This window comes from Gordonia alkanivorans NBRC 16433 (genome assembly GCF_000225505.1).
GTDB lineage: Bacteria > Actinomycetota > Actinomycetes > Mycobacteriales > Mycobacteriaceae > Gordonia > Gordonia alkanivorans.
The window spans coordinates 46,399-69,043 of sequence record NZ_BACI01000110.1; the positions used below are offsets into that span (position 1 = coordinate 46,399).

At 67.9% G+C, this 22,645-nt stretch carries 18 protein-coding genes; 13 read left to right on the forward strand and 5 right to left on the reverse strand.

Going from position 1 to position 22,645, the window contains the following annotated elements; translation table 11 throughout:
* Positions 1–7: 7 nt before the first annotated feature.
* Both GOALK_RS19975 and GOALK_RS19980 read right to left on the reverse strand, forming a co-directional pair.
* Complete coding sequence (locus tag GOALK_RS19975) at positions 8–541, reverse strand: DUF2771 family protein (RefSeq protein ID WP_006360648.1); 534 nt, start codon at positions 539–541, stop codon at positions 8–10.
* Complete coding sequence (locus GOALK_RS19980; RefSeq protein ID WP_006360649.1) at positions 538–2,358, reverse strand: MFS transporter; 1,821 nt, start codon at positions 2,356–2,358, stop codon at positions 538–540. The genes GOALK_RS19975 and GOALK_RS19980 overlap by 4 nt, the downstream gene beginning before the upstream one ends.
* Positions 2,359–2,594: 236 nt before the next feature.
* On the opposite strand from GOALK_RS19980, the gene GOALK_RS19985 reads away from it, so the two are divergent.
* Positions 2,595–3,383, forward strand: a complete 789-nt coding sequence (locus GOALK_RS19985) for a DUF3027 domain-containing protein (protein WP_006360650.1) — start codon at positions 2,595–2,597, stop codon at positions 3,381–3,383.
* Between the two features lie 17 nt (positions 3,384–3,400).
* Positions 3,401–6,190 carry a sacsin N-terminal ATP-binding-like domain-containing protein gene (locus tag GOALK_RS19990; protein ID WP_006360651.1) on the forward strand — a complete coding sequence of 930 codons (2,790 nt, stop codon included), beginning with the start codon at positions 3,401–3,403 and terminating at the stop codon, positions 6,188–6,190.
* Between the two features lie 262 nt (positions 6,191–6,452).
* On the opposite strand, the gene GOALK_RS19995 is transcribed toward GOALK_RS19990, so the two are convergent.
* Entirely contained in the window at positions 6,453–7,037 is a 585-nt protein-coding gene (locus tag GOALK_RS19995; protein WP_006360652.1) for a TetR/AcrR family transcriptional regulator, read from the reverse strand.
* Between the two features lie 108 nt (positions 7,038–7,145).
* On the opposite strand from GOALK_RS19995, the gene GOALK_RS20000 reads away from it, so the two are divergent.
* The gene (locus tag GOALK_RS20000; protein WP_006360653.1) at positions 7,146–8,285 is read left to right on the forward strand and encodes an acyl-CoA dehydrogenase family protein; all 1,140 of its coding nucleotides are present in this window, start codon (positions 7,146–7,148) and stop codon (positions 8,283–8,285) included.
* A 126-nt stretch (positions 8,286–8,411) separates the two neighbouring features.
* On the opposite strand, the gene GOALK_RS20005 is transcribed toward GOALK_RS20000, so the two are convergent.
* Positions 8,412–9,134 (reverse strand): hemerythrin domain-containing protein, encoded by a 723-nt coding sequence (locus tag GOALK_RS20005; RefSeq protein ID WP_006360654.1) that lies wholly within the window; start codon positions 9,132–9,134, stop codon positions 8,412–8,414.
* Between the two features lie 226 nt (positions 9,135–9,360).
* On the opposite strand from GOALK_RS20005, the gene GOALK_RS20010 reads away from it, so the two are divergent.
* From GOALK_RS20010 to GOALK_RS20050, 10 genes are all read left to right on the forward strand, one after another.
* Positions 9,361–9,942, forward strand: a complete 582-nt coding sequence (locus GOALK_RS20010) for a phosphatase PAP2 family protein (protein WP_006360655.1) — start codon at positions 9,361–9,363, stop codon at positions 9,940–9,942.
* Between the two features lie 62 nt (positions 9,943–10,004).
* Positions 10,005–11,363: a hypothetical protein gene (locus GOALK_RS24375; protein ID WP_232283195.1), complete on the forward strand. Its 1,359-nt coding sequence runs from the start codon at positions 10,005–10,007 to the stop codon at positions 11,361–11,363.
* A gap of 100 nt (positions 11,364–11,463) precedes the next feature.
* Entirely contained in the window at positions 11,464–11,928 is a 465-nt protein-coding gene (locus GOALK_RS24605) for a hypothetical protein (RefSeq protein WP_232283196.1), read from the forward strand.
* Positions 11,929–11,964: 36 nt separating this feature from the next.
* Positions 11,965–13,215, forward strand: coding sequence for an acyl-CoA dehydrogenase family protein (locus GOALK_RS20020; protein WP_006360658.1), 1,251 nt, complete (start codon positions 11,965–11,967; stop codon positions 13,213–13,215).
* A gap of 48 nt (positions 13,216–13,263) precedes the next feature.
* A complete protein-coding gene (locus GOALK_RS20025) occupies positions 13,264–14,337 on the forward strand; it encodes a phosphotransferase family protein (RefSeq protein ID WP_006360659.1) in 1,074 nt (357 codons plus the stop codon).
* A gap of 326 nt (positions 14,338–14,663) precedes the next feature.
* The gene (locus GOALK_RS20030; RefSeq protein WP_006360660.1) at positions 14,664–16,883 is read left to right on the forward strand and encodes an amidase family protein; all 2,220 of its coding nucleotides are present in this window, start codon (positions 14,664–14,666) and stop codon (positions 16,881–16,883) included.
* A gap of 4 nt (positions 16,884–16,887) precedes the next feature.
* The gene (locus tag GOALK_RS20035) at positions 16,888–17,721 is read left to right on the forward strand and encodes a 5-oxoprolinase subunit PxpA (RefSeq protein ID WP_006360662.1); all 834 of its coding nucleotides are present in this window, start codon (positions 16,888–16,890) and stop codon (positions 17,719–17,721) included.
* Positions 17,718–19,106, forward strand: a complete 1,389-nt coding sequence (locus tag GOALK_RS20040) for a cytosine permease (RefSeq protein WP_006360663.1) — start codon at positions 17,718–17,720, stop codon at positions 19,104–19,106. Before GOALK_RS20035 ends, GOALK_RS20040 begins: the two co-directional genes overlap by 4 nt.
* Positions 19,103–20,581, forward strand: a complete 1,479-nt coding sequence (locus GOALK_RS20045; RefSeq protein ID WP_006360665.1) for an amidase — start codon at positions 19,103–19,105, stop codon at positions 20,579–20,581. Before GOALK_RS20040 ends, GOALK_RS20045 begins: the two co-directional genes overlap by 4 nt.
* Complete coding sequence (locus tag GOALK_RS20050) at positions 20,578–21,579, forward strand: formamidase (RefSeq protein ID WP_006360666.1); 1,002 nt, start codon at positions 20,578–20,580, stop codon at positions 21,577–21,579. The genes GOALK_RS20045 and GOALK_RS20050 overlap by 4 nt, the downstream gene beginning before the upstream one ends.
* 59 nt (positions 21,580–21,638) lie before the next feature.
* Here the strand turns inward: GOALK_RS20050 and GOALK_RS20055 are convergent, their stop codons facing one another.
* Complete coding sequence (locus tag GOALK_RS20055) at positions 21,639–22,607, reverse strand: oxygenase MpaB family protein (protein WP_006360667.1); 969 nt, start codon at positions 22,605–22,607, stop codon at positions 21,639–21,641.
* Positions 22,608–22,645: the final 38 nt, after the last annotated feature.

Below are 22,645 nucleotides of genomic sequence, written 5' to 3' on the forward strand. Positions count from 1 at the left end.
CGCGGCGTCAGCCGAGGTACTGCAGGAAATTCTCCGGTGCGGTCTGTGCTGCCAGCACTCCGCGCGGGATGATCTCGTCGTTCTGCGTCAACCGGGCCGACGCCGGGTAGACGGTGACCCCCAGCAGGACGAATTCGGGTGCCGTCTTCAGCGTGACCGTGTACGTCTCACCCGACGCCTGGGGCTGCTCGTCTTCGACGAGCCCCTTCGGCGTCCAGTAGACGGCCGCGAGGTTCCAGGGTCCCTTCGCGATGTCGCCGGAGACCGACAGCATCACCGTGTCGCCGACCGCCACCGGAACCCGGGGCGCCTCGCGCTGCGACGTGCCGAGCGGCGGGTCGCACTCGTCGAGCATCAGGTCGCACCACCGCACCGGTTCGACGGTGTAGAGGTTCTTGCCGACGGCGATGTGCACGTACGGCCGGTCGTCGTGCGTGGAGTTGCGGGTCAGCAGGAACACCGAGACGCCGACGACTGCGACGAACGCCACCACGACGATCGCGATGATCGAAAGTGCCTTCTTCTCACCACTGCTGATCACGGTCGGCGTTGTCCTGTCTCGTCGGGGGTGGAGCGGTCACCGGGTGGCCGGTGACCGGAGTTCGGGAACGGTGCCGTCGACGGCATCCGCGTGGTCGTCGGCCGCTGGGAATGCGCCCGGGTCGGTGCCGACCCCGGTCCGGTCCGGCGTGCGGCATCGTCCGAACCGGCGGCCCGGAAGGCGACAGTCGGTGCGGCGTGGTCGGGGCGTCGACCGCCCAGACCCGGCACCAGCGATGTGCCGCGGGTCGTCATCACGGTCTGGAGCAGGCCCAGCCCGAGAAGCACGGCGACGACGGTGAAGCCGATCCACAGGGTCGGGGGCAGCAGCACCCCGAGTGAGGCGCCGAACACCCACGACAACTGCAGGACCGTCTCCGAACGGCCGAAGGCCGAGGCGCGCGACTCGTCGGGCAGGTCGTCCTGGATCGACGAGTCGAGGCACACCTTGCCGATCGCGCTGGCGCCCGAGGCGACCAGCGCGGCGACCGCCGCGAAGAGGATGTTGCCGAAGATCGCCGCGAGGACCGCGACGACGAAGCAGGCCACGGTGGCCCAGACGATGATGCCCGGCGGGTTCTTCAGCTCCAGCCGGGTGCCGACGCCGTTGCCGATCATGTTGCCGACGCCGGCGGCGGCACCGACGGCGCCGAGCAGCAGCAGCTGCGTCCAGTCCGATGCGTCGCCCTGCTGGGCCTTGGCGTAGAAGGCCACGAACAGCGTCAGGAAGCCGGTCAGGATGCGGATGGTGCCGTTGCCCCACAGACCGGCCACCACCGTGCGGCCCAGCGGCTGACGCATCTTCGCGGCGAGCATCTTGGCGCCCTCGCGAGCGCTGGTCGGCTCGTGTTCGGGCATCGCCGAGCGGGCCGGTTCGCCGTGATAGGTCAGGGTCGTGGGGATCTCGCCCTCGGTCGACTCGACCCACGACGGGATGCGCATGCACAGGTAGGCGCCGGCCGCGGCGACGATCGCCAGCCACACCATGGCTCCCGGCAGATGCAGCGGCAGCAGTTTGCCGAGCAGCATCTCGATCAGCGCGGCCACCGCACCGCCGACGATCGTGCCGCCGATCAGGCCGAAGGTGGTCAGGCGGGAGTTCACCCGCGGCAGGTCGATGGTCGGGGGCACCACACGTGGGGTGACCGCCGATTTGAGCACGCCGAAAGATTTCGACAGCACCAGCAGGCCCAGCGCGCAGGGATAGAGCACCCACGGGTCGTACTCGAGTTGCTGGGTGGCGTCGTTCCACTGGACGTTCGACATGATCAGCAGCGCCAGGATGACGCGCAGACCGAAGGTCGTGGCCATCGCGATACGACGCCCGCGCTGGAGTCGGTCGAGCAGCGGACCGATCAGGGGAGCGATGAGTGCGAACGGCGCGATCGTCAGCGCCAGATACAGCGCGACGTTGGTCTTGGATTCACCCGACGCGGCGGCGAAGAACAGGGTGTTGGCCAGCGCGACGGCCATCGCGGCGTCGGCGGCGAAGTTCGCGATCACCGGCAGGGTGAGCGCAGTGAGGCCGGACTGGTCGGCGCCGTCGGCGGTCGCGGCCCGGTGGATCTTGCCGATGCCCTTGCCCGTCAGCTCGCGGCTGCGCATCGCGGCGACGCGCATCACGGTCAGCTTCTTGGGCGTTCGCGGCCCGTGGTCGGCGGGCATCGCCCGGGTCGCCGACTCGTCGTACTGCGGCTGACCTCGCTCGTCGAGCGGCGGCAGATGCGGATTGTGGGTGGGCGGGGGCAGGTAGGCATTGCGGCCGGGACCCGGTCCGGGTGGCGGTCCCCAGCCGGGTGCGGGCCGGCGGCCGCGCATCTGGCGGGTCTCGTCGGCCGGGTAGTTGGCCGACCCGGGGTGCTGCGCGGCGCGACGGCCGCGATCGTCTGTCGGCGGTCGAGAATGCTGGCTCGCCGGACCCCTGGGGGCCCCGCGCCCATCGTCGTGTCGGGAACTCCGTGGGATCACGCCCCCGATTGTTCCTCATCTCGTGCCGGTGCCGCTTGAAGCGGGTCGTTGTGTGGCACACGTCGGCGATATTGCACACTGGAAGCGTGACTGACGTAAGTGAGGGCGGACGACTGCTGGCGGCCGTCGACATCGCACGAGCCGCGCTGGTCGACGAAGGACAGCAGCCCGGCGCGCATCGGCGCAGCGTCGCCGAGGGCGAGTGGGCCGCTGCGCATTACTTCGACGCCGAGCTCGCAGGCTATCGCGGATGGCAGTGGTGCGTCGTGCTGGCCGGTTCCCCGGGCAGCGACGAGATCACCCTCAGTGAGGTCGTGCTGCTGCCGGGCGACGGCTCGTTGCTCGCACCGCCGTGGGTGCCGTGGGCCGAGCGTGTCGCCTCCGGCGACCTCGCGCCCGGTGACCTGCTGGCCGCCGAACCCGACGATCCGCGTCTGGTGCCCAACCAGATCGACACCGGCGACGAGTTCCGCTTCGACTCCGAGTCCGAGGACCCCGACGACATCGGTCAGATCGCCGGCGAGATCGGCCTCGGCCGTCGCCGACTGCTGAGCTACGACGGTCGCGCCGACGCCGCGCAGCGCTGGTACGACGGCGACTTCGGTCCGTCGTCGGAGATGGCTCAGGCGGCCCCGTTCCCCTGCTGCACCTGTGGTTTCTATGTGCCCCTCGCGGGTGCGCTGCGCGCCGGATTCGGTGCCTGCACCAACGAATACGCAGCCGACGGCCGGGTGGTCTCCGCCGAGTACGGCTGCGGAGCGCACTCCGATGTCCAGGCGCCCAAGGGTGAGGGCTCACCCGCCTACGACGCCTACGACGACGGCGCCCTCGAGGTCATCTCGGTCACCCGGGACGCCGAACCGGCCCGCTCCTGAACGACTCGCCACCATCCATGAGCGCCGATCCGTTCGGCCCGGACCCGTTTGGCACCGCCGCACTGCGGTCGTCGACGCTCGACGCCTGGACGGCCTCGCCGACCCGTCTCGCCGAGGACGCGGCTGCCGAGTCGGATCTGGTGACCGTCGGATACCGCGATCGGCTGCTCACCGAACTCGCCGCGAATGCCGCCGATGCCGCGGCCGCGGCGGGGATCGCGGGGGAGCTCGCCGTCTGGGTCGACGGTGACGAGCTACATGTCGCGAACACCGGTGAGCCGCTGAGTGTCGACGGCGTCCGATCGCTGGCCGCGCTGCGGGTGTCGGCGAAGGCGCCCACCGACGGTCAGATCGGACGATTCGGCGTCGGATTCACCGCCACCGCAACGGTCGCCGACCGCGTCGAGGTCCGGTCTCGTACCGGGTCGATCGTCTTCGACCGCGCCGCCACCGCCGAAGCCGTCGACGATGCCGGGCTCTCGGCGGACACCGTTCCGGTCCTACGGCTTGTGTGGCCGACCGATGCCGTGCCGGGGGCGGGGGTGGGTTCCAGCACAGCGGGCTTCGACACCGAGGTGGTCCTGAGTCTGCGTGAGCCGTCCGGGCCGCTCATCGACGCGATGCTCGTCCAGGCGCCGGATCTTGTCGTGGAACTCGCTGCGCTGCAACGGATCACCGTGGACGGCGTGGAGGTCACGGTCGAGCGGTCCGCCGGACCCGAGATCGGTGACGATCAGGCCTCGTCCGCGATCGTCACCGTGTCCGTGGACGGTCCCGGGTCGTCGTCGACGCAACGCTGGCTGGAGGTCACCCGCGGCGGGACGCGCTGGCTCGTCGACGCCGACGGCGGTCGCGCACCCGAGCACGATGTGCTGCGCGCACCCACGCCCACCGACATCGAACTGAGCCTGCCGTGCCGGTGCATCACCGACCTCGCGCTCACCCCCGACCGTCGGCACCTTCACCCGGGTGCCGAGATCGGCGATGCTGCAGCCGGTTATGTGGACCTTCTGCTCCTCGTCGACCCGGTTCGTCGGCTACAGCTCGTGCCGGAGCTGCATCTCGCGCGAAATCGTGACGACGCCAGGTTGATCGAGGCCGTGCGCGTACAGCTCCGCGACGTCGCGTGGCTGCCGGGTGCGGACGGCGAGCCGTTGCTGCCGTCGCGGTCGGTGGTCCTGATCGGGCTGACCGATCGCCTGGCCGGGATGCTGTCCGAACACTTCGCGGATCTCGTCCACCCCGACATCTCACTCGCCCAGCATCTTCCGACGCTCGGGCGGCTGGGCGTCGAGGAACTCGGGCTGGCGGCGCTGGCCGAGCGGCTCGGCGGCCTGCACCACGAGCCGTCCTGGTGGCACGACCTGTACGACGCGCTCGCGCCGCTCGTGTCGACGGGACGCGAGGTCGAGGAACTGGGCGCGCTGCCGATCCCGCGATCCGACGGACGGATGTCGGTCGGGGTCCGCGGACTGTTCGTGAGCGATCGCATCGCCACGCCGATGCGATGGATGCCCACCGTCCACCCAGACGCCCGGCATTCGCTCCTCGAACGCCTGGGCGTGCGGGAACTCTCCGTCGCCGACGCACTGGCCGACCCGGCACTTCGGGTGCTGGTCGAGGACATCGACCTCGACGGTGCCGGCGACGACGGGCTGGCCGCCGAGATCTGTGCGGTCCTACGGGCCGATCCGGATGCGTCCGTACCGCCGTGGCTGGCCACCCTGCCGCTGCTCGACAGCGACGGCGAGCTCCGCCCCGCCGATGAACTGCTGCTGCCCGACAGTCCGCTGCTGTCGGTCCTCGTCGACGACCATCCGTTCGGTGTCGTCGACGACGAGGTCGTGTCCGAGTGTGGCGCAGAAGAATTGCGGCGCCTGGGCGTCGGGTGGGGATTCCTCACCGTCGTCGACGACCTGCCGGTCGGTCCCGACCACGACCTCCCCGACGAGGAGGACTGGTGGGACACGCTGCCCGACGCACCCGAAAGGCTCACGGCGGTCCGGGATCTCGACCTGATCGACGACCGGTCCTGGTCCGAGGCGCTGACCATGATGGCGACCGACGCGGACATTGCACCGCTGCTCGCCGACCGCGACGGGTACACCGCCTGGTGGTTGCGGCGGCATGCCGAGGTCGACGGATTGTTGCTGGGGGAGTACCGCGCATCCTCGGATGAGATCCTCGCCGGGATCATCGACCCGCTCGATCATCCGCACGCCGACGCGCTGGTAGGCGCGCTCGCACGCCTCGAACCCGACACCGCCGTCGATGCCGACCTCCTGCTGATTCGCCTCGGAGATCCGGAGCGGGACATCTCCGCCGGTGCCGCGGTGATGGTGCACGCCGCCGTGGTCGCGGCGTGCCGTCGCGGCGTCATCGATCCTGCGGATGTCGAGGTGCCCGAACGGGTTCGGACGATCGCCGGCACCGTCACCGAACGCGCGGTCGTCGTCGACCAGCCGTGGTTGCTGCAGGCCGTGCCGGACCTGGAGGCGGTTCTCGCCGGACCGGTGATCACTCCCGCCGACGCCGAGGTCCTGGCGACGCTGCTCGACCTGCCGCTCGGCTCCGAGGAGTACACCGCGACCGTCCGCGACCCCGGCGACGCCGCGACCTGGGCCCACCCCGAGGCGGTGCGTTTCGGTGCCGAACGCGGGGTCGAGGTACCGCGTGGCCAGGTGCGGTTGCATGACGAGTTGTGGATCTCGTTGCGCTCTGCGGATTCCCAGCGAGACATCCGCGTGCGCTGGTGGGTGGAGGACGGGGTCACGCATCTCGAGCGGCGTGCGGCTCCTACGTCCTGAAGCCGGACCGATGTCGCCCGCAACTCCTGCTCCCTGAGGTGCGAGGAGCGATAGCGACGAGCCTCGAAGGGCTGGCGACTCACCAACGCACCAGATGTAGCCATTCGTATCGATCAGCGATACCTATTGCGACATCAGAGTTTTCGACAACCACTCACCAGGCCTTCGAGGCTCGTCGCTTACGCTCCTCACACCTCAGGCAGCGATGGGGTAAGCGCGCGTTCGGATCTGGCAGCCAGCAGTAGGTTTCGGTCAGCGAAACCTATTGCCGGCCCGCGTCGATCCCCGCGGTGAGGATGCTCGCGAGCTGGCGGTATGCGGCGGCGTCGTCGAGGCCGGTGGCGGCCCACACCTCGCGGCGTTGGATGCGACTCATCATCGAGGCGGCGAGGTCGGCGGCGAAGGCGGCGTCGATGTTGCGGAAGTCGCCCGCGGCGACACCGTCGGCGATCAGCTTCTGTACCCGGGTCGCGGCGGCGGCGGTGTTGAGTTCGTAGAGCGAGCGGGTCGGGGTGAAGGCGTCGAGGTCGCGCATGAACGCCTCCGACGCCGGTGACAGCGCCTCACCGACGGCGACCAGGTATGCGATGACCCGCTCGCGTGGGCTGTTCGACGCCGCGACCCGCGCTTCGACCTGCTCGGTCGCGGTGCGGAAGAAGTGGGTGACGGTGGCCGTGACCAGCTGTTCCTTGCTCGCCGCGAGGGTGTAGAGCGTCGACTTGGAGCACCGGAGCTCGGAGGCGATGTCGGCGATCGACAGGTGGGCGAAACCGTCGCGCAGGATCAGCTCGAGCAGGGCGTCGAACAGGGCGGCACGACGCCGCGTCGCGAACCCCTCGCGTGGCATACGACTCCTCCCGACTACGTCGGCTGTACTGACCGCTCCCGGAATAGTACTGTGCAGAGGACTTGAGTACTAGTTTGATTACCTGAGCTCTCTGACATGGAGGTACCGATGCCGGTTGACCGTCTGCTCCCCAACGACGAGGCTCGCGACCTGATCGCGCTGGTCCGCGACATCGCCGACAAGCGGATGAAGCCGATCGTCGACCAGCACGAGAAGGATCGGCAGTATCCGGAGGGGCTGTTCGCCGAACTGGGTGAGGCCGGCCTCCTCGGCCTGCCGTACCCGACCGAGTGGGACGGCGGCGGTCAGCCGTACGAGGTCTACCTGCAGGTGCTCGAAGAACTCGGCGCGCGCTGGGCGTCGGTCGCGGTGGCCGTGAGCGTCCACGGCCTCGCGTGCCATCCGCTGTTCAACTTCGGTACCGAGGAGCAGAAGCAGCGCTGGCTCCCGGACTTGTTGAACGGCAAGCTGATCGGTGCCTACAGCCTGAGTGAACCGCAGGCCGGTTCCGACGCGGCGGCATTGGCGTGCCGCGCGACGCCCACCGAGGGCGGTTACACGATGACCGGCTCCAAGGCGTGGATCACCCATGGCGGCATCGCCGACGTCTACAACGTCTTCGCGCGTACCGGCGAGGGCTCGAAGGGCATCTCCTGTCTTTTCGTCGCCCGGGACACCGAGGGCCTGACCTTCGGCAAGCCCGAGGACAAGATGGGCCTACACGCGGTCCCCACCACCGGCGCGTCGTACGACAACGCCTTCATCGACGAGGGCCGCCGTCTCGGCGCCGAAGGACAAGGCCTGCAGATCGCGTTCTCCGCCTTGGATTCCGGGCGACTCGGCATCGCCGCGGTGGCGACCGGTCTGGCGCAGGCAGCGCTCGACGCGGCCGTCGAGTACGCGCAGGAGCGAGCCGCGTTCGGCCGCAAGATCATCGATCACCAGGGTCTGTCGTTCGTGCTGGCCGACATGGCCGCCGCCGTCGACTCCGCACGTGCCACCTACCTCGACGCGGCGCGTCGTCGTGATGCGGGCATGGAGTACTCCCGGGCCGCGGCGACCGCGAAGCTCGTCGCGACCGACGCCGCCATGAAGGTCACCACCGATGCGGTGCAGGTCTTCGGCGGCTACGGTTACACCCGCGACTTCCCGGTCGAGCGCTACATGCGCGAGGCCAAGATCACGCAGATCTTCGAGGGGACCAACCAGATCCAGCGTCTCGTGATCGGGCGCGCGCTCGCGAAGTGACGTCTCGGCGTGGCCCGGACCCGCTGCAGGATCGCGCCCTCCGCTCGGAAGCGCTGTTCGCAGCCTGCGCCTCCGGGGTGAGGTAGCGATCCCGCGGGCGGCCGGGACCGCCCGACCAGCACGCGCTCATCGGTTCAGGTAGTAGAACGCGCGGCTGTCGAGGCGACGGAACCGCGGGCCGCCGAGCCTGACGAGCAGCTTGAGGATGCCGGGGAGGCGGGCGAACACCACCTCGCGGTCGACGTCGGACAGCCCCTTGACCATCATCGGGCTCATCTTCAGCATCTCGCCGAGGCCCGACTGCTTGCTCATCTTGGCCTCGAACTCCTCCCAGTCGTGCATGGTCATCCGACGCTGCACGATGGCGAGGGCGTCAGCCTCCTCGTGCGCGAGGTGATCGCCGAGAATCGGCTGGGCGCGGACGAGTGCGTCGACCAGCTCGGCACGGGTCTGTTCGTTCGGGTGCGCGGCCATCATGGTGAAACCGGCAGCGCACTCCTCGAGGATCGGGTCGATCTGATCGTGTTCGGCGTCCATCGCCTCGAGGACCCGCTTCTCGGTCTCGTCGCAGCGTTCCTCGAGCAGCGGCCACAGCTCCAGGTCCTCACCGTTGTGGTGGTGATGCAGCGCCGTGGCGAACATCGTCCACCGGTCGGCGAGGGCTCGCCAGGTGCCGGGGTCGTCGAGCTTGGTGCGCGGGACGGCCGCGGCGAAGTCGGCGAGATCGCGGCGGAACGCGTGGTGGAGGACGTACATCATGAACGGGTCGATCGGACCCTCGGGCGCGGCGGCCTGACCGGGGAGGCGGAGCTGGATCGGGAACGCGGTGGCAGCGGGATGGGTCGTCATCGGGTGGGTCCTCATCTCAGGGGTCGGGGTTCGGGCTGACGGAGACCACTGTCGGTCTGGCCTCTTGCAGTGCACTTGAGGACGGCTTGAGCATCGGATTCCGGCAGGTCACAGCCGGTCCGGTGGCGGTGGCGACGAACGGTTGCGAAGCCCCGGATAAAGTGGCTGACGTGTGGGATCGGTTGCGACGGACAGCGCGACCGCGGTGGAGAAAGGCCGGCAGCGGATGTTCATTTCGCCGACGACGATCGACGAGAACGCGTGGGACTGGGTCGTCCAGAACCGCTCCGAGCCCTGGATCACGATCGCCCAGGTGATCACCACCCTCGGCAACACCCTGGTGGTCACCGCCCTCACCGTTCTGGCCGTGGTCGCACTGGCGTACGCCGGACGCCGCGTCGACGCCGTGTACGTCGCCCTCGGCACGATCCTGGGCTACGTGCTGATGCAGAGCCTCAAGTTCGGGTTCGCGCGCAACCGCCCGCCCATCGAGGACCGGCTGCTGAACATCGACTCGTTCTCTTACCCGTCGGGCCACGCGATGATGACGATGGTCGTGTTCGGCCTCTTCGCGGTCGTCGCCTACCGCTGCTTCGCGTGGGTGCGCGACCACCGGTGGATTCTGCTGCTCGCGCCACTGATGTCGATCCTGGTGGGGCTCACCCGCATTCAGCTCGCGGTGCACTGGACGACGGATGTGGTGTCCGGCTGGATCGTCGGTGTGCTGTGGGTCGCGCTCTGCACGTGGGTGCTGGTGCGGTACGAAACGCGGAGGCGTGCAGACGTTCCCGCCGCACACGCGGGCTGACTCACGGGATTCGTCTGCGCGAAGGATAGTCCCGCGATCGTGAACTGAGCTTGACTGGGGTGATGTCGCATCCGGGGCCGCCGTTCGAAGGTGGTTCCGGCGCGCCCCGGCCCGACGAGCCGCCGACGACGAGCCAACCCGCGCATCCGACGGTGGTGCCCGGGGCATTCCCCGGATCCTCCCCGCCGCCGTGGCAGTACCCGTACCCGGGCATGTACCCGACCCCACCGACCGGACCGCCGGGAATGGGCCCTCCAGGAGTGGGTCCACCGGGGTATCCGATGGCCGGTCCGCCGCCGCGACGGTCGAACACCACGGCCTATCTCATCATCGGCGTCGCACTGCTGTGCGTGGTCGCACTGGTCGTCGTCGGCGTCGTCTGGTGGAGGTTGTCGCAGGCCGACGACCCCGACCTCGTCGACGGTCAGCTGGCGGCGTCGTATCCGGTGGCGCCCGGCGCGGAATGGTCGATCACCGCGGCGTCGATGGGCGGGCAGAAGTTCAACTCGGTCATCCCGTCCGAGGGGCGCTACGGCACGGTGGGCGCGATCGCCGACGGTGAGACGCTCGTGACGATCGTCGGCGATCCGTACACGAGTGTCGGCGGTTCGCACTGGGCCGTGGGCGTCAACGCGCGTACCGGCGAACGCTGGCGCTTCGGCGAACCCGTGTCCACCTGCGCGGACACGATCGTCGACGACTCCCTCGTCTGCCGCGACGCCGACACACTGCACTTCATCGACGTCCGGTCCGGCGCCGCACTCGCAACCGTGCCGGCGCCGCCCAACACCGGCGGCGTCGCCTACAACGGGGACGCGGCCTTCGTCGTCGAGTACGTGCCGGCGACCGATTCGGTCGTGTTCCACAAGATCACCCGGGACGGTCCTCTCTGGTCGCGGCCGGTCGACAATCTGCCCACGGCGGCACCCGGCAGCGGTGACGCCTCAGCGTTCACAGCGACCGACACCACTGTCGTCACCTCCGGTCTGCGGGTCGTCGGCGTCTCGGCCGACGACGGCGCTGACCTTCGCCCTCGGCGACCGTCTGGTGACCCTGACCTCGACCACCATCACCGGGTTCGCCCCGACGGGTCCGCGGGCGATCGTGCCGGGCACCACCCGGGCGGGCAACAGCGGATCCGGCGGCGGGGGAACGCAGTACGTGACACCGTGCGGTTCGCCGCCCGTGTTCACACCCCAGTCGTTCCGCACCGCTGCCGGTGGCCTCGTCGTCACGATGAAGGTCACCGCGAAGTGCCCCGACGGGGACGTCCTGTTCGGTCCGCAGACCCGTATCACCATCTCCGACGGCGGTGGTCTCGTCGCCTCGGGCAGCTTCGACTTCCGACGATCCCCGCTCGCCGTCCCGGCACCCGACGGCGGAGCGGCCCTCAACCTGGAACTGACCTACCCGCCGGGTAGCTTCTTCCGCCTGCCCGACACCTTGAACGACGCGAATTCGGCTGGCGGACAATACCTCGTCGAGTGCGACCGGGGTTCGACGCCGGAGCGGGCCCCGGCCGTGACCGCACCGGCGTCGGGCAGGTCGTCGGCGTCGTCGGAGGCCACCGACACGGTGTTCCCGGCCGGCGCCGACGTCACCGCCACCAGTGTCAACGCCCTGCGCCTGCAGGCCGACGCCGACCGCGCGTTCATCCTGGCGAACCTGAACAACCGGTGGGTCGCGCAGCTCAGTTCCAAGCACGCCGGTCTCGTCGCCGACGGTCGTACGTGGACCGACCAGGCCATCCTCGACGAGTTCCTGGCACTTCGTCTGCGGTTCAACGATGTTCGCCTGCTGTGGAGTGACGAGTGGCCGGTGTTCTCGTATAGGGGCTGGTGGGTGACGGTCGCGGCGGCGACATTCCCGGGCCCGGTCGAGGCGAACAACTGGTGCCGAACCCAGGGCTTCGACCCCGACCACTGCTTCGCCAAACTCGTGAGCACCACGGCCGGACCGGACGGCTCGACGCTGTACTGGAAGTAGCCGCCGGAAAGGGCTCCTCCGCGATACGGTCGGGGAATGGATTTCTCTCCGTCCCCACGGTCCGCCGAGCTCACCGAGCGAGTGCGGGCGTTCGTCACCAACGAGATCGAACCCGTCGAATCCCGGATCCACCAGGACATCAAGGAACGGCGCGACGGGGACGGCGATCCTTGGACGCCGTCGCCGATCATCGCCGAACTGCAGGCGAAGGCGCGTTCTGAGGGCCTGTGGAACCTCTTCCTGCCCGCTGCGCACGCCGGTCGCTACGCCGCCGACTTCGGGACCGACGGGGGAGAGGGCCTGTCCAACGTCGACTACGCCCCGATCGCCGAGGCGATGGGATCGTCGGCGCTGTCGCCGGTCATCTTCAACTGCAACGCCCCCGACACCGGAAACATGGAAGTTCTGCTTCGGTACGGCTCCGAGGAGCAGCGGGAGCGCTGGCTGGAACCGCTGCTGCGGGCCGACATCCGCAGCGCCTTCTGCATGACCGAGCCGGCGGTTGCCTCCTCGGATGCCACCAACATGGCCGCGTTGGCTGTTCTCGACGGTGACGATGTGGTCATCAACGGCACCAAGTGGTTCTCCACCGGTGTCGGGCACCCCGACTGCAAGGTCCTGATCTTCATGGGCGTCACCGACGCCGAGGCCGACCGCAAGTCGCGGCACACCATGGTCCTCATCCCGACCGACACGCCCGGCGTCACGATCGACCGGATGCTCACCACCATGGGCTATTTCGACGAGCCGTTCGGCCACGGTGAGGTGTCCTTCACCGACGTCCGCGTCCCGGCGTCGAACATCCTCCTGGGACCGGGCCGCGCCTTCGAGATCGCCCAGGGTCGCCTCGGCCCGGGGCGCGTGCATCACTGCATGCGTGCCATCGGCCTGGCCGAACGCGCACTGGAACTCGGTGTGAAGCGGGCACTTTCGCGGGAGGCGTTCGGTAAGCAACTGGCCCGGCTCGGTGGCAACAGCGAACGGATCGCCGACGCCCGCATCGCGATCAACCGCTCACGACTGCTGGTCCACCACGCGGCCTGGCTTCTCGATCAGGGCATGTCGCGGGAGGCGTTGTCCGCGGTCAGCGAGATCAAGGTCGAGGTGCCGAACATGGCCTTGTCCGTCATCGACATGGCCATCCAGCTCCACGGCGGTGCCGGCCTGACCGACGATTTCCCGCTCGCACAGGCCTGGGTCGGTGCACGTTCGCTGCGCCTGGCCGACGGTCCGGATGAGGTGCACCGCAACGTCGTTGCCCGCCTGGAACTCGGTAAGTACCGCTGACCGCGTCCGTCCACACACATTCACGATCGAGAAGGGTGACTTCCCACGATGGCTGACCAGGTGACCGAGGCGCGCGAGGTGCGGGACGAGGACGCGTTCGACGTCGAGGCGGTGGCCTCGTGGCTGCGGACCGCGGCGCCGGACGTCGAGGGACTCGACGCGGTGCCCGAGGTGCGGCAATTCGCGGGTGGCGCTTCCAATCTCACCTACCTGCTGCGGTACCCGACGCGGGACCTGATCCTGCGCCGGGCCCCGCGCGGTACCAAGGCGCGCGGCGCGCATGACATGCGCCGCGAGTACCGCATCCAGTCCGAACTCTCCGGGGTGATCCGGTACATCGCACCGATGATCGCCTTCTGCGACGACGATTCGGTCCTCGGCGCCGACTTCTACGTCATGGGTCGCATCGACGGCGTCATCCCGCGCAAGGAGTGGCCCGCCGACGTCCCGCTCGACGGCGATCAGGCACGGCAACTCTGCTTCAACTTCATCGACACGCTCGTCGAGGTGCATTCGGTCGACCCGGCGAAGACCGGTCTCGGCGACCTCGGGAAGGGACTCGGCTACGTCCGGCGCCAGGTCGACGGCTGGACCGCCCGGTTCCGCAACGCGCACACCGACGACGTGCCCGATTTCGAGGCGGCGATGGCGTGGCTGGCCGACAACCAGCCCGACGATGTGGCGAACTGCATCATCCACAACGACTTCAAGCTCGACAACGTGGTGCTCGACAAGGATGACCCGACGAAGGTCATCGGCATCCTGGACTGGGAGATGGCCACGCTGGGTGATCCGCTGATGGATGTCGCGGGGTCGATGGCGTACTGGATCCAGGCCGACGATCCCGACGACCTACAGCTCATGCGCCGCGTCCCGACGAACCTGCCGGGGATGATCACGCGTGCGGAGTTCGTCGAACGATACTGCGAGCGTATGGGTTTCGAGATGTCGGCGGAGCGGTGGCGGTGGTACGAGGCGTTCGGACTCTTCCGGGCCGTCGTCATCGCGCAACAGATCTACTACCGCTACTACCACGGGCAGACCACCAACAAGGAGTTCGAACGACTGGGTTACGCGGTGGGCATCATCGGCAAACGCCTGAACGAGATCGTCGGCGGTTGAGACGGAGCGCCGTGATCGCGTCCCACGACGGATCGTGCGCCTCGTAACCAATGCTGCGCCCGGCATGAACCCAGTGCCCCGGACCGGTGCTGCCTGCACGACCACCTCGCCCGTCGGGACCGGGAGCGAGTCCCTGGTGCCTTGAGTGGCCGCCTCCCATCGGAGATCCGCTGTCCGGTCACCGACCCAGCGGCGGTGCTCTCTCAGCGGGTGAAGCAGTCGCGATTGCAAGGCGCAATGCTGGACGCGCGTGAGGCCGAAGCGGCGTCACATTTCCGAAACACGACAACAACAGTTTCGTCATCCCGGCCCGCCACGATCTCCGTGTGATCACAAAGAGTGAAGCCCGGCAGGTGATATCACAGGGCACGGGTATTGCTGCGGCACCCACCCTCGCGGAGGGCGTGTATCAGCAGATCCGGCGCAACATCCTCGAGGGCCGAATCGCACCCGGAACGCGTGTCTCCATTCGGTCCCTCGCGGAGTCCGTCGGGGTGTCGACCATGCCGACCCGAGAAGCGCTGAAGCGCCTCGGTTTCGAGGGGCTCGTCGAGTTCGACCGACGGGCGGTCACCATCACGATGTTGTCCCCGGACGAGATCCGGGAACTGTTCACCATCAGATCGCGACTGGAGTGCCTGGCGACCGAATGGGCACTGCCCGCATTCGACGCCGAGGCGGCGGTCGCGCTGCGATCGGTGCTTGATCGCATGGCGGAGCCCGGTATCGGGCCCATCGTCTGGCGCGAGCTCAACCGCGAGTTCCACCAAACGTTCTACGCGTGCGGAACCAGTCGATATCTGCTCGAACTCATCCACAACATCTGGGACCGCATCCAGCCGTACATGGCGGTTTACGCCTCGGCTGTGCACGACTTCACCGAGGCCGACCGTCAGCATGCGCACATGTTGCAACTCATGCTCGCGGGCGACCTCGACGCACTGCTCGATGCCACCAGAGAACACCTGCACGACACCGCGGAAGCGATCATCCGCGCGCTGGACACGGGTGCCGACCACGAGGACCAGGAGAGGAACGTGAACTATGAAGAGCTCTCTGTCAGTTCATTCCACGGACTGATCGAATCCGGCGAGACCACGAGTGCGGAGGTCACCGCGTGGTACCTCCAGCGCATCGCTGAGCTCGACGACGCCGACAATCCCTCAGGGCCACAGCTCAACTCGGTGGTGACCGTCAATCCGGAAGCCATCGCGGAGGCCCGTCGGATCGATGAGAGGTATGCACGAACCGGTACCCTCGTCGGCCCGCTGCACGGCGTGCCGGTCCTGGTCAAGGATCAGGGCGAGACCAAAGGCATTCCAACGTCTTTCGGTTCCACGGCATTCGCGGATTACATTCCCGAGGTCGACGCCACCGTGGTCGATCGCCTGCGGAAGGCCGGCGCGGTGATCCTCGGCAAGACCGCGATGTGCGACTTCGCCGCGGGCTGGTTCTCGTTCTCCTCCCGCACCCAGCACACGAAGAATCCCTATGCGCTGGACCGGGAGACGGGCGGATCAAGCGCGGGCACTGCCGCCGCAGTGACCGCCAACCTTTGTTTGGTCGGCATCGGTGAGGACACGGGAGGATCGATCCGCCTACCCTCCTCGTTCACGAATCTCTTCGGCCTGCGTGTCACCACCGGACTCGTCCCACGAACCGGCTTCTCGCCGTTGCTGCATTTCCAGGACACACCTGGGCCCATGGCGCGCAACGTCGCCGACCTGGCGGCCATTCTGGACGTGATCGTCGGGTATGACCCGGCCGATGCCTACACCGCGATCGCGACCACCAGTTCGGACGTGGGTGACTACGTCGAGGCCGTCAGCGGCGTCGACGTCGACGCACTTCAGCACTTCCGAGTCGGTGTTCTTTCCGACGCCTTCGGTTCCGGCGACGATCAGGAGCGGACAAACGGAGTGGTGCGTGCGGCCCTGGACACGCTGCGCCGCCGGGGCGCGGGCGTGGTCGACGGCTTGGTCCTCGGTGACCTGCCGGCATGGGTGGCAGAGACATCGCTCTACACGATCCAGTCGAAGAGCGATCTCGAGAACTTCCTCGCCGCGAGGGATCACGGCGGGCCGTCGACAATCCGGGAGATCGTCGATGCGGGGGATTTTCACGAGCTCACCGACCTACTCGCCGACATCGCCGACGGCCCGGACGACCCCGAAGACGATCCGAACTACTTCAAGGGCCTGGCGCGCCAAGAGGAATGGCGGCGCACACTGATCGCCATGATGGCGGAGGCCGACGTCGACTTCCTCGTCTACCCGACGGTCCAGGTGCCGGCACCGACCCGAGAGGAGCTCGCGGCCAAGAGGTGGACCGCGCTCGACTTCCCGACAAACACTGTCATCGCCTCGCAGACCTCACTGCCCGCCATGAGTATTCCCGTGGGGTTCACCGACAACGGTCTGCCGGTCGGCCTCGAGGTCCTGGGGCGGCCGCTCTCCGAGCGTGCCCTCCTACGCTTCGCACGTGCCTGGGAGCTGGCCGAGTCACCCAGGCGCGCAGCTGCTCTGACGTCGGTCGCGGAGGCATGACGACGTGACCACCGTCGATCTCAACTGCGACCTCGGCGAGAGTTTCGGTGTCTACTCCTACGGGTCCGACTCCGAGATGATGCCGATGATCACCTCGGCCAACATCGCTTGCGGCGCGCACGGGGGTGACCCGGCAGTCATGCGAGGCAGTGTCGACCTCGCTCTCACCCACGGTGTGGCGATGGGAGCGCACGTCGGTCTGCCCGATCGGCTGGGTTTCGGTCGTCGAGAGATCCCGACCACCCCTCAGGAGGTATACGACCTCTGTCTGTACCAGGTGGGTGCGCTCGACGCCTTCATCCGAGTGCGGGGCGCCACGATGCAGCACGTGAAACTGCATGGCGCGCTGTACATGATGGCAAATCGCGATCGTGACCTCGCCCACGCTGTGTGTGCGGCGGTCACCGACCTCGACCCGACGCTGAAGGTCTACGCCCTTCCTCGTTCGCATCTACACGCCGCGGCCATCGAAAGCGACTTGTCAACGGTCGTCGAGGTATTCGCGGACCGCCCCTACCTGGACGACGAAGTACAGATGTATGACCGAACCGCCGAGCTCATCGGCGGACCGCAGGAGGTCATCGCCCGCACCCTGGCGCAACTGTCCGCACTCGACGGAGCCGACAGCCGAACGGTGTGCGTGCACAGCGACACCCCGAACGCCCCGTTACTCCTCTCCGAACTACGCAACGCCCTCATCGACGCGGGCTTCTCGTTTCGATCACCACAACCGAGCAACCGCCCACCCGCACCCGTGGCCGACCGGTCAGCGCAGACCCCGAGAACTCTCGAACCGGCCGTGGCGGCGTCAACGATCAACTCAGAAAGAGCCTCATGACAATTCCTGCTTCCACAAATACCGGGCGCCCGTCCGAGGGACCGTCCACCAGTACAGACCACGCCATCCATCTCGAATCCGAGTTCGAGGACGTGCCGGTCCCGGCTTCCCACCGTCGCTCCACGCTGTCGGTCTCCGCCGTCTGGTTCGGGTTCCCGATGGTGCTCACCGGTGCGATCTTCGGCGGCACCATCGCCTACGGCCTGGGATTCTGGAAGGGGTTGCTGGCGATCCTGCTCGGTAACGCAGTCCTGTTGGGTTACGTCGGCGCGCTCTCATACCTTGCGGGCCGAACCGGCAAGAATTTCGCCCTCAGCGCCGCAGAGACTTTCGGCCGCCACGGCTCGAAGATATTGACGGCTTTCCTCGCGACCGTCGTGATCGGCTGGTTCGCCTTCCAAACCGGGCTCACCGGCGCAACCCTGAATGTCTCGCTGGGCTGGAACGAGACGTTGATCGTCCTTCTGGCCGGGTTGCTCTACATCGGTGTCACGTTCGTCGGCATCCGTGCCCTGACCCTGATCGGGATGATCGCGGCACCGCTGTTCATCGCGCTCGGCGTCGTGGCGATCGTCCTGGTGACGCGCGACCACGGGTTCGGGGCCATCACCTCCTACGAGGGCGGCGCGCCGGACGCGACCGTGCTCTCGCTGGGGGCCGCGGTCACCATCGTGGTCGCCGGCTTCATCGACTCCGGCACGATGACCGCAGACTTCACCCGCTGGTCTCGTAGCGGGAAGGCCGCAGTGATCGCGACTTTCAGTGCCTTCCCCGTCGCCAACTTCATCGCGATGACGACCGGCGCACTGATCGTGGCCGCCGGCGGTGCACTCAATCCCGCGACCGACGGCGGTGACTTCCTGCCGATCCTCGTCGACCACGGCGCGGTCCTCACCGTGCTCGCAGTGATCTTCGTCTTCGTCAACCTCGGGTCGGTGTGTGCCCACTGCCTGTACAACGGCGCGGTCGGTTGGAGCCAGCTCACCGGTTCCACGATGCGCGTGCTCACGCTCATCCTCGGCGCGATAGGACTCGTCATCGCCCTGGCCGGTGTCTGGAGCCACTTCTCGACGTGGCTGAATCTCCTGGGCATCTTCGTGCCGTCGATCGGTGCTGTGCTGATCGTCGACCAGTTGGTCACCCGCCGAGCGGCCGCACGGGAAGTGACCGGACTTCGCGCGCAACCGTTCGTCGCCTGGATCATCGGCGCCGCATGCGCCTATGCCGTACACCATTGGGCTCCGCAGCTCAGCGAGGCCGTCGTCGGAATGATCTGTGCAGCAGGGGTGTACATGATTCTCGAATTCATGCCGACGAACGGCATCGGCCGCTCGGGCGCCACGTCCCCGAGTGAGGGCACGACCGAGATCGAGGTTGCCCGATGACGCTTGCCACCGACCTCACCCGGATGTCGGCCTCCGACCTGGCCGCCGCCATCCGCTCGCGATCGGTCACTGCGGTCGAGGTGACCGAAGCCGCGCTCGGTCGCGTGAACGCGCTCGATGACCACCTCCACGCCTTTGTCGAACGCACGGACGCGGCCGCTCTCGACCGGGCTGCAGCCGTCGACGAGGCCTTCGACCGTGGCGAGGACCCGGGGCCGCTTGCCGGCGTGCCGATCGCGGTGAAGGACCTCATCGCGACAGCGGGGGTCGTGACCCGCAGCGGGTCGATCGCCTACCAGGACTGGGTGCCCGACGAGGACGACATCGTCGTCGAACGCGTGAAGGCCGCCGGGGCGATCATCCTGGGCAAGACCACTGTTCCCGAATTCGGTTACAGCGGAGTCGGACACAATCCGGTTTCGCCGGCCGCGCGCAATCCGTGGAACCCGGATCTGACACCCGGCGGTTCGTCGGCGGGATCGGCGGTGGCAGTCGCGACCGGAATGGCGCCGCTCTCGCTCGGCAGCGACGGTGGCGGCTCCATCCGTATCCCGGCCTCATTGTGCGGTCTCGTCGGGTTCAAAGCCTCCATGGGGCGCGTCCCGTTGTACCCCGGCTGCCGCGACGAACGATTCCCCGGGGTATCGAGCTGGGAGACACTCGAACACATCGGTCCGATCACGCGGACGACCGCCGACGCGGCGCTGCTGATGTCGGTCATCGCAGGTCCGGACGCGCGTGATCGCCACTCCCTGCCCGCAGGTGATGTCGACTGGCTCGACTGCGTGTCCGAGGAATCGGTCGCCACCGCTGTCGAAGGTAAGACCATCGGCTACACCGCCGACTTCGGTCTGTTCCCCGTGGATCCCCGCGTCCGTGACGTCGTGGGGCGCGCCGTCGGTGTCTTCGCGGACCTGGGGGCGCGAGTCATCGAACTCGACCCGGCCCTCGACGACCCGACACCGCACTTCTGGCCTCTGGTCATGGCCGATTCCGACCTCGCCGGGATGCGGCAGATGGTCGCCGACCACGGCGGTCAGATGTCGCCTCACCTCGTCGAACTCCTCACCCGTCCGTGGTCGGCCGAGGAGCTGACCACCGCGCAGATGGGGCGCAAACGACTCGTCAACCAGATGTGGAAGCTCATGCAGGGCATCGACTTGCTGGTGACTCCGACCCTCTCGGTGCCTGCCTTCCCGATCGGCATGCAGGGGCCCGAAGTCATCGACGGTCAGATGGTCAGCGCGGGAAGTTGGATGGCCTTCCTCGGCATGTTCAACATGACCGGACAGCCGGCGGTGTCCGTGCCGGCCGGAGTCACGGACGACGGCTTGCCGATCGGCATGCAGATCGTCGGACCGCACCTCGACGACGGAACGACCCTGCGAGCTGCTGCTGCCTTCGAGGCAGCGCGCCCTTGGGCGCACCGGTGGCCCGACCCGGCCCCCGCGGCGGCGAATGAGGTCACATCATGAGCGGACTCGACGGGCTGAATCCGTCACCGGGTGCACTCGTCCTCGGGCTCGTGCAAGCGCGTGTCCCGACGATCCGTGAGCCGGGCGATCTGAAGGAGACCGCCGAACGCCTGGCCGGTATGGTCCGCAACGCAAAGAAGGGCATGCCCTCGATCGATCTCGTCGTGATGCCGGAGTACAGCATCAACGGTCTCGATCCTGACACATGGCTCGACGACACCCTGTTGTGCGACCGGGACGGTCCGGAGATGTCGCTGCTGGCGGACGCCTGTCGTGAAGCCGGGGTCTGGGGTTGCTTCTCGATCATGGAGCGCAACCCTGCAGGGGCACCCTGGAATTCCGGGATCATCATCGACGACCAGGGTTGCGAGCGTCTCTACTACCGCAAGATGCATCCCTGGGTGCCTGCCGAACCGTGGGCTCCGGGCGACCTCGGCATCCCGGTCTGCGACGGTCCGTCCGGCTCGCGGCTCGCGCTGATCATCTGCCATGACGGGATGTTCCCGGAGATGGCGCGAGAGGCCGCGTACAAGGGCGCCAACGTGATCCTGCGGACGGCCGGATACACGTATCCGATCCAGCAATCATGGCGAATCACCAACCAGACCAACGCCTTTCATAACCTCGCGTACACCGCTTCGGTTGCGCTCGCGGGCCCTGACCAGAACAACATCTGGTCACAAGGAGAGGCGATGGTCTGCGATGTGGACGGGACGGTCCTCGTCTCCGGCGACGGAACTCCGGACCGGGTCGTCACCGCCGAGGTGGTGCCTTCGCGGGCGGACGACGCTCGTCGAACCTGGGGGGTGGAGAACAACATCTACCAACTGGGCCATCGCGGCTACACCGCCGTCGCCGGCGGCGCATCGGACTGCCCGTACACCTTCATGCGCGACCTGGTCGCGGGTGAGTATCGGGTGCCCTGGGAAAGCGAGGTCGCCCACGTGGACGGGAAGGCGGCGGGATGGGGCGCACCGGACACGGTGCGAGCCAGGTAACAGTCGCTACCCGGGGCGGTGAAGCGAAGTGTGATGTGACTCCAGCGGGCCGCCGGGCCTCACACCGGGCACTTCGGTGCGAACGACTCCAGCTGGATCGAGTGGTACGTCTGTGCCAGCCGTTCGCGACGGTACTCGTGATACGCCATGGGCGTGAGCACGATTCGGCGGGGGAGCCGGCGCCACGCGGTCTGCAGCAGACGCTGGTAGATCCGGAACTCCCACTGCTCACGTCGCCCGAAGCGAACCGACGTCAGCTCCCGGACGCCGGGATGCATGACGCTGAACGAGCAGACCTTGACGACGTGGCCGGCCAGCGGGCGGATGACCAGCCAAGGCGGCGTGAGGGCGATGCGCACAAGTGGCGGCAGGCCGATCGTCGGGAGGGGGAGACGTGTCAGTTGGTCGGTGACGGCGTCGAGGAACGGATTGGGCTGCAGACGTTCGTCGACCACGCTGTCGTACCAGCGGCGCGCATCGGCCAGCGTGGGCGGGAGCTGGGCCGATTTCCCCGGCAGCGAGAGGATGCCCGGCCGTTCGAGGGCGACCGCGTACGCGAGTTCCTCCTCCTCCGGCGAGAGCTCGATGCCGGTACACGCGGTGAACGTGTTGAGGTAGCCCATGATCGCGCTCATCGCGATCCAGTTCCACAGCGTGGGATCGAGTGCGCTGTACCGGGTTTCGGCGAAGTCGTCGCGTCCGGTGCCGCGGACCTCACGGTGCAGGAACTTCAACCGATCGGCGAACGTGTGGCGGGTCCGCTCGTCGCCCCAGAGCACGAGCTGCTCGGCGCTGAAGCTGCGGAGCCCACGGTCGACGAAGTTCTCGGCGAAGCGGCCGGTGCGGTCGACGGCCGCCGCCACCGGGACCAGCGCCACCTGGTCGAAGAACGAGGCGCCGAAGAAGCCGAACAGGACGCTGCCCAGATGCCACCGGAACTGCTCGACGGCGGGAGGCAGGTCGGCGAGGTCGACGGTGGGCGTCGGAGTGTCGGCGATGGACGCGTCCGGGTTCTCGGTGACGGTCATGAAACTCCAATGTTAGTGGTTCGGCCGAACACTAACAT

Bases quoted from the DNA above. Each gene is read 5' to 3' on its own strand.
- GOALK_RS19980 (WP_006360649.1), bottom strand. From the start codon at position 2,358: ATGCGCGGCCGCCGGCCCGCACCCGGCTGGGGACCGCCACCCGGACCG.
- GOALK_RS19990 (WP_006360651.1), top strand. From the start codon at position 3,401: ATGAGCGCCGATCCGTTCGGCCCGGACCCGTTTGGCACCGCCGCACTG.
- GOALK_RS19995 (WP_006360652.1), bottom strand. From the start codon at position 7,037: ATGCCACGCGAGGGGTTCGCGACGCGGCGTCGTGCCGCCCTGTTCGAC.
- GOALK_RS20000 (WP_006360653.1), top strand. From the start codon at position 7,146: ATGCCGGTTGACCGTCTGCTCCCCAACGACGAGGCTCGCGACCTGATC.
- GOALK_RS20005 (WP_006360654.1), bottom strand. From the start codon at position 9,134: ATGACGACCCATCCCGCTGCCACCGCGTTCCCGATCCAGCTCCGCCTC.
- GOALK_RS20010 (WP_006360655.1), top strand. From the start codon at position 9,361: ATGTTCATTTCGCCGACGACGATCGACGAGAACGCGTGGGACTGGGTC.
- GOALK_RS24375 (WP_232283195.1), top strand. From the start codon at position 10,005: ATGTCGCATCCGGGGCCGCCGTTCGAAGGTGGTTCCGGCGCGCCCCGG.
- GOALK_RS20020 (WP_006360658.1), top strand. From the start codon at position 11,965: ATGGATTTCTCTCCGTCCCCACGGTCCGCCGAGCTCACCGAGCGAGTG.
- GOALK_RS20025 (WP_006360659.1), top strand. From the start codon at position 13,264: ATGGCTGACCAGGTGACCGAGGCGCGCGAGGTGCGGGACGAGGACGCG.
- GOALK_RS20040 (WP_006360663.1), top strand. From the start codon at position 17,718: ATGACAATTCCTGCTTCCACAAATACCGGGCGCCCGTCCGAGGGACCG.
- GOALK_RS20045 (WP_006360665.1), top strand. From the start codon at position 19,103: ATGACGCTTGCCACCGACCTCACCCGGATGTCGGCCTCCGACCTGGCC.
- GOALK_RS20050 (WP_006360666.1), top strand. From the start codon at position 20,578: ATGAGCGGACTCGACGGGCTGAATCCGTCACCGGGTGCACTCGTCCTC.
- GOALK_RS20055 (WP_006360667.1), bottom strand. From the start codon at position 22,607: ATGACCGTCACCGAGAACCCGGACGCGTCCATCGCCGACACTCCGACG.